The 13,389-nt window shown below is 64.6% G+C and carries 9 protein-coding genes; 1 reads left to right on the top strand and 8 read right to left on the bottom strand.

Features of this window, described 5'->3' with window-relative positions:
* The first annotated feature begins 71 nt into the window (after nucleotides 1-71).
* Nucleotides 72-2,804 carry a TonB-dependent receptor gene (locus tag NHH88_03660; protein USX14901.1) on the top strand — a complete coding sequence of 911 codons (2,733 nt, stop codon included), beginning with the start codon at nucleotides 72-74 and terminating at the stop codon, nucleotides 2,802-2,804.
* Nucleotides 2,805-2,854: 50 nt separating this feature from the next.
* On the opposite strand, the gene NHH88_03655 is transcribed toward NHH88_03660, so the two are convergent.
* Genes NHH88_03655 through NHH88_03620 form a run of 8 tightly spaced genes read right to left on the bottom strand, consistent with a single transcriptional unit; the run spans nucleotide 2,855 to nucleotide 13,251 of the window.
* A complete protein-coding gene (locus NHH88_03655) occupies nucleotides 2,855-4,561 on the bottom strand; it encodes a hypothetical protein (protein ID USX14900.1) in 1,707 nt (568 codons plus the stop codon).
* Nucleotides 4,558-6,654 (bottom strand): DUF4175 domain-containing protein, encoded by a 2,097-nt coding sequence (locus NHH88_03650; GenBank protein USX14899.1) that lies wholly within the window; start codon nucleotides 6,652-6,654, stop codon nucleotides 4,558-4,560. The genes NHH88_03655 and NHH88_03650 overlap by 4 nt, the downstream gene beginning before the upstream one ends.
* Nucleotides 6,638-7,699: a hypothetical protein gene (locus NHH88_03645; protein ID USX14898.1), complete on the bottom strand. Its 1,062-nt coding sequence runs from the start codon at nucleotides 7,697-7,699 to the stop codon at nucleotides 6,638-6,640. Before NHH88_03645 ends, NHH88_03650 begins: the two co-directional genes overlap by 17 nt.
* A gap of 27 nt (nucleotides 7,700-7,726) precedes the next feature.
* Complete coding sequence (locus tag NHH88_03640) at nucleotides 7,727-8,638, bottom strand: DUF58 domain-containing protein (protein USX14897.1); 912 nt, start codon at nucleotides 8,636-8,638, stop codon at nucleotides 7,727-7,729.
* The gene (locus NHH88_03635; GenBank protein USX14896.1) at nucleotides 8,638-9,633 is read right to left on the bottom strand and encodes a MoxR family ATPase; all 996 of its coding nucleotides are present in this window, start codon (nucleotides 9,631-9,633) and stop codon (nucleotides 8,638-8,640) included. Before NHH88_03635 ends, NHH88_03640 begins: the two co-directional genes overlap by 1 nt.
* Nucleotides 9,634-9,635: 2 nt before the next feature.
* Nucleotides 9,636-10,256: a DUF4159 domain-containing protein gene (locus NHH88_03630; protein USX14895.1), complete on the bottom strand. Its 621-nt coding sequence runs from the start codon at nucleotides 10,254-10,256 to the stop codon at nucleotides 9,636-9,638.
* A 16-nt stretch (nucleotides 10,257-10,272) separates the two neighbouring features.
* A complete protein-coding gene (locus NHH88_03625) occupies nucleotides 10,273-11,610 on the bottom strand; it encodes a TldD/PmbA family protein (GenBank protein ID USX14894.1) in 1,338 nt (445 codons plus the stop codon).
* Nucleotides 11,611-11,613: 3 nt separating this feature from the next.
* On the bottom strand, nucleotides 11,614-13,251 hold the full coding sequence (locus NHH88_03620; GenBank protein ID USX14893.1) for a TldD/PmbA family protein: 1,638 nt from the start codon (nucleotides 13,249-13,251) through the stop codon (nucleotides 11,614-11,616).
* Between the last annotated feature and the right edge of the window lie 138 nt (nucleotides 13,252-13,389).

Raw genomic sequence — 13,389 nt, 5'->3', positions numbered from 1 at the left:
ACAAGATCAGGCTCAGGCGTCGTCAGAACGCCGAGCATCCGACCCCATTTAAAACATCTGGAGACAAGACTATGCAAGCCATTCCACACCCACGCGGCGTCCGCGCCGCGCTTCCCCTCACGCCCGTCGCAGCCGCCTGCGCGCTGCTGATCGCCGCTTTTTCCACCCCGCTGCACGCGCAGATCGACGCCTCAACCTCCGCCCAAGCCGGCCAGGCGCCGATGTCGAAAGTCGTCGTCTCCGGCATCCGCCGTGGCATCGAGGACGCCATCTCCGTCAAAAAAGACTCGACCTCCATCGTTGAATCCATCTCCGCCGAGGATATCGGCAAGCTGCCCGACGTCAGCATCGCCGAATCGATCGCGCGCCTGCCCGGCCTGGCGGCGCAGCGCGTGGGCGGGCGCGCGCAGGTGATCAGCATTCGCGGCCTGTCGCCGGACTTCGCCACCACCCTGCTCAACGGCCGCGAGCAAGTCAGCACGGGCGACAACCGCAGCGTCGAATTCGATCAATACCCATCCGAGCTTCTGAGCGGCGTCACCGTCTACAAAACGCCGGACGCGGGACTGGTCGGCCAGGGCCTGTCCGGCACTATCGACATGCAGACCGTGCGCCCGCTGGCCTTCCCGGGCCGAACCTTCTCGGTCAACGTACGCGGCGAGAAGAACTCGATGGGCAAGATCGCCGACACCAAGGACACCGGCCATCGCCTCAGCGCCAGCTACATCGACCAGTTTGCGAACCGCACCATCGGCGTGGCGATCGGCGTGGCCAGCCTGGAGACGCCTATCCTCGAAAACCAGACCGGCACCTACGAACCGTTCGAGCAGGCCCCCGTAGCGGGCGTCCCGGCCGGCACCTTCGTCACCGCCGGCGTCAAGGCGCTGGCCAAGAGCGGCAAACTGAAACGCACCGGTTTGATCGGCGTACTGGAATACCGGCCGTCGAAGCAGTGGTCCAGCACCATCGACCTTTTCGCCTCCGAATTCAAGCAGGTGGACACCAACAACCAGTTCGAAGTCAACCTGGGCGGGTACAACGGCAGCAACAACCCGGTCGGCTTCAACTACACCAGCACCAACATCGTCAACGGCACGCTGCTGGGCGGCACCGCCACCGGCGCCTACCCGCTGGTGCGCGGCCAGTACAACCACCGCAAGGACCAGATCCGCACCGCCGGCTGGGCCAACAAATTCAACTTCGGCAGTTGGTCACTGCTGGCGGACGCCAACTACTCGCAGGCCAAGCGCGATGAGACCTACCTCGAAAACAACCTGCAGCTGCAAAGCGCGACGGGCGGCGCCTTCAACGATCCGCTGATGACGGTCGGCTGGAACACCGGCCGCTTCGCCACCATCGCCGGCCAGCTCGATTACAGCGATCCGACCAAGCTATTCACCGGGAACTCGATCTACGGCTACGGCAGCACCTACTCGCCGCATCTGAAGGACACGCTGAAAAGCTTCAAGCTGGTCGCCACGCTGCCGGCCCCGGACAGCCTGGATGCCTACCTGCGCGGCTTCGATGTCGGCATCAACTACAGCGACCGCACCAAGACCAAGCGCCAGCCGTCCGGCGACCTGTTCGCCACCGGGAACCCGACCATCTCCAGCGATCTGCTATATGCGCCGGTGGATCTGGGCTTCGCCGGCGCCGGGGTGGTCCCTTCCTGGAATGTGCCGGGGGTGATCGCCAAGTACTTCAACCCGATCAACTACAGCCTGGCCAACAACGCCGGTACTATCAGCCGCGCATGGGACGTGCACGAGAAAATCACCACCGGCTACGCGCGCGCCAACATCGAGAGCGAATGGGGCGGCGTCTCTGTACGCGGCAACATCGGCGCGCAGCTGCTGCGCACCGACCAGTCATCGGACTCGCTGTACGCGGACGCCGCCGGCGTGGCCCGTCCCTACAGCGATGGCAAGACCTACAGCGACGTCCTGCCGAGCATGAACCTCGCCTTCGGCCTGCCGTCGGATCACACGGTGCGCGTCTCGCTGGCCAAGCAAATCGCCCGTCCCCGCGTCGATGAACTCAATGCCGGCTTCAACTTCACCGTCGATACCGGCACGCGCCTGCCGAGCGGCAGCGGCGGCAACGCCAGGCTCGATCCGTGGCGCGCCAAGGCCTTCGACATCTCGTGGGAAAAGTACTTCGCCAAGAAGGGCTATGTGGCCTTGGCCGGCTACTACAAGAAGCTCGACACCTACATCTACAAGTTCTCCGAAACGCGCGACTTCTCGCAGTACACGCCAGGCACCATCGCCATCACCAACTCGGGTCAGTTCACCACCTCGTACAACGGCAACGGCGGCACGCTCAAGGGAGCCGAGTTGTCGGTGTCGGTGCCGCTGGAACTGGTCACGCCGGTGCTGGATGGTTTCGGCGTACTGGCCAGCAGCTCGTACACCAAGAGCGGCATCGATATCAAGGAAGTCAACGCCTCGATCGGCAAGATCGAGCTGCCGGGCATGTCGCGCCACGTCACCAACGTCACGCTTTACTACGAAAAGGCGGGGTTCTCGACGCGTGTCAGCACGCGCCGGCGTTCGGATTATGTGGGCGAGATCGGCAACTTCGCGGGTGATCGCCAGTTGCGATACGTGGTCGGCGACAGCCCGGTCGATTTCCAGATCGGCTACACGTTCAACGACGGCGCGTACAAAGGGTTGGGGGTGCTCCTGCAGGTGAACAACCTGACCAACGAAGCGTATGAAACCTACGCCAACAGCAAGGACCGTCAGCTGGAGTATGCCAAATATGGACGCACTGTTTTGTTCGGGGTGAACTACAAGTTCTAGCAAACCGACCACGGAGACACGTAGGCGGAGCCTGGCGGATTACGCTCACGCTAATCCGCCCTACGTGGTTCCGCGTCGGACCTCGGGTCCCGGTACCAAAGCATCAGCATGCAGATGGCAAACAGCAGCGCGAACGGCGTCGGCGACAGCGGGCGGTTCGTTGTATCGGCTACGTCGGTCGTCCGCGCACGCGCCGCATACCGAGCGGTCGCTTCGCGCCGCAAGGAACGCTGCCACAGCGGCCAATCGTCCGCCGCATAAACATATGTCATCCCCGGCACCGGCATGCCTGCGGCGCTGAAGCGCGTCCAACCCGCGCGCTGCGGCCACCATGCGGCGCAACGTCCATCGGCCTTGTCGCCGCGCGCCTGCAAGGACAGCTCCTGCCCACCCCCGACACGCAGCAGCGCCCCCATATCCGCGCCTTGCGCGCATACCTCGCTGCGCACCCCCACCACCGGCATCGTATCGGGCAAGCGCCACTCCGCCTTTTGCACACCGGCCAACACCATCCGGTCCATGGCATCCTGCCACCACAACGTCAACGCCTGCGGCGCGCTGATCGCGTAACGATGCCACTCCGAGACGCCAACCCAGATTACCCGTCCCTGACGCAATTCGCGCTGCCAGAGCCACGGCCGCTTGCCACTGTCCCAAGCCAGCACCGACCACTGCCCGCCACCACGATCATCGGGATTCAGCGTCGCCGGCGGCATGGCCAGCGAAACACCCCCAACGCCGAACTGGCGCTGGTCCTCCTTCTCCGTCGTCGGCGACTGCGGCTGAAGGCGCAACCCCAGCTCCCGCTGCCAGAATCCGGCATCGGCCGCATTCGCACCCAGAACCACCAGCGGCACCCCCTGCCCCGTCGCGGCCAGCAGCGCAGCGCGCGCCGATGGCGCCAGCTTTTCCACATAAGCCGCGTCGACGAACATGGCGTTCGGCGCGGTGAGCGGCTCGCGCGCGGTCTCGCTACGGGCGATGGCCTTGCCCAGCGTGACGCTCCAATCGACGATCGCGCCGCTGTCGGACAGCAGCCGGTTCAACGCCCGCGCGTCGAACGACGCGGCATCGAAGCGTCCCTGGATTTGCAGCGGCACCGGCTCGCTCACTTGCAGCGGCAGCGGTCCCTCCGCAATCGCCTTACCTTTGGCATCCAGCAGGCGGGCGCGCAGCACCATTGCCTCCGCCACCGGCGGCAGCCATTGAACGGACAATTGCGCGGCGGGCGCGGTGTCGGCCGCGATAGCTCCTGAATCGGCCAGCACCTGCTTGTTCTCGGCCAGCAGCTGCAAGCGCCATCCGCCTTGCGCATGCGGGCGACGGACGGTCAGCGTGAAAATACGTCCCAACGGCATCGCGCGCGGAAAGTCGAGCGACAGCAGATCCGCCTGGGGCGGTTTCCATTGCAGCGGCCTTGCAGGCAGATCGCGCCACTCCGCCTCGCTCAATCCATCGCCGCCCAGGGCAATAGCGGCCGCGCCAGGCATGGCACGCGACGTCGCCGCGTCGATCCGGCCGTTGGCATCGGTGACAACCGCCAACGCGCCCCCGCCCCTGGACGGCAGTCGGATGTCTGCCAGCGCGGTCGCCAACGCCGCCGCGCCAACCGCCACCAGCAGCGCATTGATCCACCGCCGCTTGCGCGCGAAAAGGACGGCGCTGACAAGACCGGTGGCCAGCGCCAGCGCGGGAACAGCCAGCGTGCCGGCATCGACCGTGGCGATACTCATAATGGAAACCATCGCGCCGCTCATCGTGCCGGCTCCTTGCCGCGCCAAGCCCGTGCGAACGGGCTGTCGACCGAGGACCGCGCCTGCAGCAGCAACGGCGCGTCGGTCAACGTGCCGCGTAGCCAGGCGCGCAACTCGGCGCGGCACGGCACGCAGCCGTCCATCACGTCCTGCACGGCGCGCTGCGCACTCAGTTTCTGCTCTTGATCGGTAATACGGGCGGCGATCGTGTCGCGCGCGGATTTGCTCCACAACGCCGGCAACGCGCCCTCCATCGCCAAAGACCGCACCAGTTCCCGCACCTCGGCCGGCACGCTGTCGCTGGCCGCGCCCTGCGCGCGCTTGTAGCTCATCGCGCCGACGATATCGCCGCTCATGCGCTTCTCCTCCTTCAACGCCGGCGGAACAAAGGCGGTGCGATGCAGATACACCCGCTCCGCCGCCTGCAACTCCTTGATCGCTTCCAGCGCCTTGTACTCGGGCGGGAGGGCCGGCTTGGGCGAGATCGCGCGCAGCGATTTTTCGGCATCCCACATCGCCGACAACGCGCGCTTGAGCACCGCCTTGGTCTGCGGGTCGAAGATGGTGGCGTTGTCCTCCTGATCGTGGACGTGACCGAATTGATGCATGGCCGCTACCTCGCTGCCCATCTTTGCGGAGCCGCCGTGATGCTCCTCCTCTGCATGGCCGCCCGCCTTGTGCTCATCTTCCTCATGTTCATGTTCCTTGTGCCCAGCGCCCCCATGTCCGTGCTCATCGCCGAACAAGCTCGATTCCTCGCCGAGGAATTGACCGTAGCGCAGCCGCAGCGCGGCCTGGTCGGCGGCGATGCCTTCGCTGCGCGACCGTAGCGTGGCGGCGGACATCTTGGGATTGGCCTGCAGATCGGCGACCAGCTGTTCGGTATCGATGATGATCTGGCGCTGGCTGCGCAGATTCTCCGGCTTGACCATCGAAGGCAGCGCCGTCGAGTCCAGGCTTTCGGCGTCTGGTCCGGGCAGGCGCAGCGTATAAGTCGGCGATTGCGTGGTGTGGGGGTTATCCGGCGCGTTGTCGGTGGCACGAACGAAGAAATACAGCTCGTCGCCCGGCTCCATGCCCAATTCCGCCAACGTCCATTGCTTCTTCCAGCCGCGCGACTTGGGGTCCGCCGATTTCGGCAGCGGCACTTCGCGATCGGTGAAGCGGACATTTTCACCGCTGCCCCGCGCCAACGTCATGTGCAGGCTGGCGCGCGATATCGCATAGTCGTCCTTTGCCAGAACGGATAGCTGAACGGCCTTCGCATCCCGAGGCAAAAGATGTATCAGCTCGGTCGGTTCGATGATCGACACTCGCGGCGGCAGGTCCGGCGTGACGCGGATGTTGTACCGCGTGCCGGTGGTACCGCGCGTACGCCAGAACAGCGAATCCTCGACGCGCCTGGTCGCGCAATCGGCCGTGACGGGCAGCGCTTGCCCGTCACCCAATTCCACCACCGGTTGCGCGCCAGCGGGTTTGCGCACGCACCAGCGTACCTCGGAGTATTGTGGAATCTGGATGTCGCGGGCGGCGGTCTCGAATCCGGCGGCGCCGGTGTAGGCCGGCGGCGTGACGCGCAAATACACCTCGCCATCGACAATCGGCTTGTTCGCGGGTGCTGCGGATGCCGCCAGGTTGGCCGTCGCGGGCTTCGCTTGAAAACCCCAGGCCGCGCAGGCGGCGATCAGGCTCGCCACCAGCGGTACGAAACCGAATCGCACGCGGGCGTACGCGATACGGCGATAGTCGTCACCCGTCAGCACCTGGGCGAGGCGCGATTGCAAGCGCTGCTGCTGCAACCGCGCGATCGGCGTCCTCGCGTCGGCGGCAAGCAACGTGCTGCTGTCTTCCAGCGCCGGGATGGCGGCATCCAGCCACGAAGGCCATCGATCCGCGATCCGCCGGCGCAAATGATGAATGTCGGCGGCGAGACAAATCACCCATGTGACGATGGCCGCCAGCACGATCGCCCGGGCGGCGGGCAGCATGATGGCGGCAAGCGCCAGCGGCGCCAGCGCGGCCAGCCATTGCGGCAGCCGGCGGCGCAGGACGGCGGTCCACAACCGGCGGCGCAGGAAGTCAGTTTCGCCGTGCATGGGCAAGTATCCGTTCCAGTAAAAACAGCGCGAGCAAAACGTAGGCCAGCCAGACGGCGGGCCTGCCATCGATGACGGCCGGCGACGAGGCGCGGGCCGTGGCCAGCGCCTGCGATGGCATTGGGTACGCGGGCGCCGGCGCGGCGCCCAGCGACTGCCAGGCCTCGAAGAGGGCGCGCGCGGTATCGGCGTCGCGTGGAGGAAAAGCCGCTGACGTCCAAAGGCGGCCGCGCGGACTGTCCGCATATTTCAACGTCAGGCCGTTGATGGTGATGGCGGCCGCATTTTTCAACTCGGGAAAAGTAGTCGCTTGTGCCGATGCTGAGGATATCCACCAATGCGGCGCGCGCCAGCCAGCGGGCGGCGCCTCGCCCGGCACATCCCATACCAGCAGCTTGGTGGCGGCATCCGGCGCGTCGGCTATCAAATAGCGGTTGCTGCCATCCCCGGCTTTATCGAACGACGCGAACAGCGAACGCCAGGCGGCGTCGTTCGCGGATGCGGTGGACAGCACCACCGGATTCCGGACAACGCCCGGCAAGGCGGCTCGGGCCGTGGCAGGCATCGTTCGCACTTCCACCCGGTGGCCGAATTGCGGCGTACGCGCCGGCATGGCGATTTGTCCGGCGCGCGCGACGATCAGCAGCCTTGCATCCGGTCGCCAGTCACGCTCATGCTGGCGCAGCCACTGCAAGGAATCGGGTGGCAGGTCGATACGGGGGGCATCGGCGAAACCGGCGCTGCCGATCTCGCGCTCCGCCCATGCTTTGTCGGCTCCCGCGTCGAGCAGCACCGTGTTGCCACGCCATGGGAAGATGGTGGCAGCCAGCCAGGCGATCAACGCCAGCAACAGCAGGCAGCGCACCAGCAGCAGTATGCGGTCGCGCCATTGCCAGACGCGCAGCTGTTCCGGCGCGGCGACAGGCAGAAAGCGCGCCGTCGCCAGCGGTTCCGCTTTTAAGCGCTGGCGCTTCTGGCGATGCCACCATATCGGCAACAGCAATACCGGCAGCGCGAACCACCAGAATGGATAAGAACTCAGCATCGGCTACCCATCACAATGTTCCAATCTTCATTTCGCCCGCGCCCCCGCAAGCCGCAGCCAGCTACGCAGCACAGCGCCAAGCTCCTGCTCGATGCACGCCTCATAGTGGACGATATTGTGTTGGCGGCAGCTGCCCGCCACGCCGTCGAAGTGCGCGCGGCTTTGCTGTTTGTAGCTCTCGCGGTCCCGGTTGCTCATGCGGTGCAAACCGTCGCTCCGTTCAGGATCGCGATAGCCGGCGCCGGACTTGAAACTGGCATCGACTTCCGCCTGCGTGCGCAGTGTCAGCAAACGCACGTCATGCCGCAGCTTGCGCAAGCGCAGCAACGCCTCGCTCAACGGCGAAGGCCAGTCGAGGAAGTCGCTGGCGGCAAAAATGAGACTCGGCGACCGGGCGAAATGCAGGTTCGCCTTCAGCACTTCCGCCGTCGGCAAACCTCCGTCCGGGCGAGCCTTCGACAGCTGCGCCAGCACGCGCTGCAATTGGCGCGGGCCACGCGTAGCCTGTGTGAATTCGACCTTGCCACCGCTGCATACCACCAGACCGAATGCGTCCCCCTGGCGCTGCGCGATCGCCGCCACACAAGCGAGCACGGTGCGGGCGAACCAAAGCTTATCGATGCCGTTAATCTCGCGGCTGGGCTCCGCCATCGAGGCGGTGGCGTCGAGCCACAGCCAGGTGGCGACATGGCTGTCCCGCTCCGCCTCGCGCACGTAGTAGCGGTCCGCGCGCGCCAGCAGCTTCCAGTCGACCCGGCGCCACTCGTCGCCCGGCGCGTAGGCGCGGTACTCGGAGAACTCGACGCCGGCGCCGCGTTCGCGGCCGGCATGCAGTCCATGACCGAGACCCGCCAGCACGTGACGGATCACCAGCTCCAAATCCTTGGTCTGGACCATCATCGCACTCGTGGTGTCGGCCGGCTTGGGGTTCGTTTGCATCAATCAGGTCGAATATGCTCGCGCAGGGCCAGCAGGATGTCGGCAATCGCCACGCCGTCGGCCTCCGCCTCGAAGTTGCGGATCACGCGGTGGGCCAGCACCGGCAGCAGCATCTCGCCGATATCCTCGCGCGTAACGGCCAGACGGTTGTGCATCAACGCGCGCGCCTTCGACGCCAGCACCAGCGCCTGCCCCGCGCGCGGTCCGGCGCCCCAGCCGACGTGCTTTTTCACCGCCGGCACCGTGGTCAGCGCGGGCCGGGTGGCGCGCACCAGCCGCGTGGCATACGCCAGCAGATGGTCGCCGATTTCGATATCGCGCACCAGCTGCTGGAGACGCAGCAGGGTCGCCACGTCCATCACCGGCTCGGCGTCCTTGAGTCCCGCGTTGGTGGTGGCCGACACCATCATGATCTCCTCCGCCTCGGTCGGATAGACCACGTCGATGCGCAGCAGGAAACGGTCCAGTTGCGCTTCCGGCAGCGGGTAGGTGCCGGCCTGCTCGATCGGATTCTGCGTCGCCAGCACGAAGAATGGCTTGGGCAGCATGTGCGTCTGGCCGGCGAAGGTCACGCTGCGTTCCTGCATTGCCTCCAGCAGCGCCGATTGCGTCTTCGGCGGCGCGCGGTTGATCTCGTCGGCCAGCAGCACCTGCGTGAACACCGGGCCTTGCTGGAAGCGGAACTCACGCTTGCGCGTGGCGTGATCCTCTTCCAGGATCTCGGTGCCGACGATATCGGACGGCATCAGGTCGGGGGTGAACTGCACGCGGTGGAAGTCCATCTCGGTCGCCTGCGACAGCGACTTGACCAGCAGGGTCTTACCCAGTCCCGGCACACCCTCGACCAGCGCATGGCCGCCGGCGAGCAGGCAAATGATCAGCGAATCGATCACGCTCTCCTGGCCGATGATCACCTTCGACATGCTCGCCTTCAGCGCCGCCACCTTGGCGCTCAACGCGCCGATCTCACTTTCACTCCAGGCGATTGCGCCCATCTTTAAGCTCCCAACGCATATTGAATGATATTGACCGCAAAGCGGGTGTTGTCGATCGCCAGAAAACGCTTATTGCGGAAGTCGTAATCCCACTCGCAGCCGTAGTCCTTGTTGCTGTACAAAAGCCGCACGCGGCCGCCAACCTCCACCGCCTTCAGATAGTCGTGCACCAAGTCGTCGCCCCAGCCGTTCAACTCCACGCTGGTGTTGGGCGGTCCGTCGAACTTGAAGAAGCTCGAATATACCGGGTGGTTGTTGGGGATCTTCTGCAAGGCCCTCTTGCCAAAGATGCTGGCGATCTCGCCCTCGAAGGACTTGGCGAACAGGCCGTCGATGTCGTGGTTGCAGTCGTCGACGAAAAGAAACCCGCCGCCCTTGATGTAGCGCTCCAGGTTCTTGCGTTCGGCCGCCGTAAACTGCACCAGCTTGTGGCCGGCGAAATAGCAGAACGGCGCCTCCAGCATCTTGGGATCGGACAGCGCGACGATGCGCTCGACGGGATCGACCCGCAAGGTCGTGTACTCGACCAGCGAATTGAGCACGTTGCTCGGCATGCGGACATCCACATCCCAGTCGCCCGACTCGTAAGTCAGGCGGGTGAAGTAGAAATCGTAGTTGGCCACGCGCTGTCCCTATCCTTTACACCGCGTCCGACAACGAGGTGAAGTTGAAATCGCGAACCTTCATCGGCGGGATCATCATCTGGAAGCGCACTTCGTCGCCGCCGATGACGACCGGTTTACCCAGTTCGTCGATATTGTTCAACATCGTCACCGGACTCTCGTTGAAACGGAAGTTCTTGATCGGATGCTTGATCTTGCCGTTCTCGATGTAGAAGGTGCCGTCGCGCGTCAGCCCGGTGAGCAGCAGCGATTGCGGATCGACCATGCGGATGTACCAGGTGCGCGTGACCAGCACGCCCTTCTTGGTCGAGGCGATCAGCTCCTCGGTGGACTTTCCGCCGCCGGACATGATCATGTTGCCATGACGGCCGAAGGCGCGCTTGCCCTGCTTCTGCGCCCAATAATCGGTATAGTCCAGCGATTCGATCTTGCCGCCCTTGATGACGTCCGTGCGCTCGCGCGCCAGCATCGAGGCGTTATCCCATGCCAGCACCGGCACATCGGCGTTCCATGGATCGGCCCACAGATTGACCTGCTCGTCGAACAGCTTCTCGCCAAGGCGGTTGCCGCCGCCCTTCTTCGACAGGAAGCTGCGGCCCTCGTCGGCCTGACGCGCATCGAAGGCCCCGAACATGCGGCCGATGATCTCCGACGTCGCCGCCGGTTCCAGGATCACCGTGTAGCGGCCCGGCTCCAGGGCTTTGGCGTCGACCGACTTCAGCGCTTTTTCGATCGCGACATCGGAAGCTTCGCGCGCGTCGAATTTGGCGGCGTCGTTGGCCGAACGGGTCACCCATCCCGAACCGCGCCCGTCTTCGGTGCGGGTGGTCACGGTGAATCCCAGATTGGTCAGGGTCTGGTAGCCGAACACGCCGTTCGAGTTGGCCACGGTTTCGAAACCGGTGGTGTCGCTGAAGAAGCCGGCGGCCACCAGCCCTTTCTTGCGCGCCGAGTTGATGCTCTGCGCGGCCACTTCGGCGCGGTACTCCGGGTCGATGGCGGCGGTGGCCGCGCTGTAAGTGTTCGAGCTTTTGTAAAGCTGCGTTTTAATCGCCGGCACGAACTCCGGATTCTCCGGCGCCAGCCGCGCCACTTCTTCGGCGCGGCGCACGGCTTTTTCCAGCGACTTGTCATCGAACTCGTTGACCGAGGCGGTACCCTGGCGCTTGCCGAAAGCGACGCTGACGGTCAGCTGCGTGTTCTCCACCAGGCCAGCCGTCGATACGCTGTTGCGCGCGTAACGGATATTGCCGCGGCGGTTGCCGCTGATCTGCACGCGGCACTCGTCGGCCTTGGACAGCGCCATGACCTTGTCGCAAACGGCTTTCGCTTCCTGTTGATTCAGCATCTTCATGGTTTATCCTATCTTGCGGGCGGTGTTGATCACATTGATGCCGTTAAAGCGCGTAGTCGGAGACCCGTGCGAGACGCAGCTGACCTGACTAGGCTGGCCTTTGCCGTCGAAGAACGAGCCGCCCATGCGCCAATCGCGCTCGTCGCACAACGCCGAGCAGGCGTTCCAGAATTCCTGGGTGTTGGACTGGTAGGCCACATCCTCCAGCGGATTGGTGATCTTGCCGTTCTTGATTTCGAAGTAGAGCTGCCCGCCGAACTGGAAGTTATAGCGCTGCTGGTCGATCGAGAACGATCCCCGGCCGAGGATATAGATGCCCTTCTTGACGTCCTTGATCATGTCGTCCGGCGTCAGCGGCTTCTTGCCTGCCTGTAGCGAGACGTTGGGCATGCGCTGGAACTGCACGCTGCTCCAGCTGTCCGCGTACGAGCAGCCGTGCGATTCCTTCTCGCCGATGACGTGGGCCTGGTCGCGCGTGGCCTGGTAGTTGACCAGGATGCCATCCTTGATGATATCCCAGCGCTTGGCCGGCACGCCTTCGTCGTCGTAGCCGACGCAGGCCAGCGAACCTGGCGTGGTGCGGTCGGCCACGAAGTTGACGCGTTCCGACCCGTACTTGAATTTCTTGCTTTGCCATTTATCCAGGGTGGCGAAGCTGGTGCCGGCGTAGTTGGCCTCGTAACCCAGCACGCGATCCAGCTCGGTGGCGTGGCCGACCGATTCGTGGATGGTCAGGAACAGGTGCTCCGGCGACAGCACCAGGTCGTACTTACCCGGTTCGACGGATTTCGCCGTCAGCTTCTCCTTGGCCTGGCGTCCGGCGGCGCGCGCGTCCTCGATCAGATCGTGGGCGCCCTTGTACAGGGTGGTGACGCCGCCCGCAGCCTTGAATTTATTCTCCGGCTTCGCGTCGAAGAACTCGTAGCCCATGCTGACCGGCGACGACAGGCCGTCGCGGGTGCGGAAGCGGTTGGTGGCCTTGTCGACGGCGGTCGCGGTCAGCGGCGACCACAGACGGTGCATGTCCTGGTCGATGTAGGAGCCGTCGGTGGAGGCGAAGTACTTCTGCTGGTTCACCTGAAACAGCATCGACTGCATGAAGTTGGCGCCGGCATCCATGCCGGCCTTGTTGGCCGCGATCAGCATCTCGGCCTTTTCCTTGATGGGCACCGTGCGCCAGTCCTTCTTGAACGGCGTGGCCCAGGCGACTTCGCCGACGCCCCTGACGGGGGCCAGTTGAACGGGCTCGGTTTGCAGCTTGGCGTTGGCCTTGGCGATGGCGACGGCCTGACGGGCGGCTTCGGCCACCGAATCCATCGTCATGATGTTGGTCGAGCAGAAGCCATAGGCGCCGCCCGCGATCACGCGCACGCCGACACCGGAGGATTCTGTGTTGACGATGTTTTCCACGTTCAGATCGCGCGTGGTGATGAACTGGTTCAGGTAGCGGCCGATGCGCACGTCGCAATAACTGGCGCCGGCCTTGGTGGCCGCGTTCATCGCGGCATCGGCCAGCGATTTCTTGAACTGCACGGCCATGGGGTTGAGCAGCTCTTCGGCCGCGATGGCGTTACCGAAGACGGGAATCAGCAAGCTGCCACCGGCGGCCGCGCCGACTTTTAGAAATGAACGACGTTCCACATGAACTCCTGAAAAAATTAACCGCACCGCAGTCGAACAACCACGTAGGGCGGATTAGGCGGAACGCCGTAATCGGCCATGCATGCGCCGCCGACGGCACAACCATGGCCGATTACGCTGCGCTAATCCGCCCTACGT

Source organism: Oxalobacteraceae bacterium OTU3CAMAD1 (assembly GCA_024123915.1).
GTDB lineage: Bacteria > Pseudomonadota > Gammaproteobacteria > Burkholderiales > Burkholderiaceae_D > Rugamonas.
This window is presented reverse-complemented; position numbering and strand designations above follow the sequence as displayed.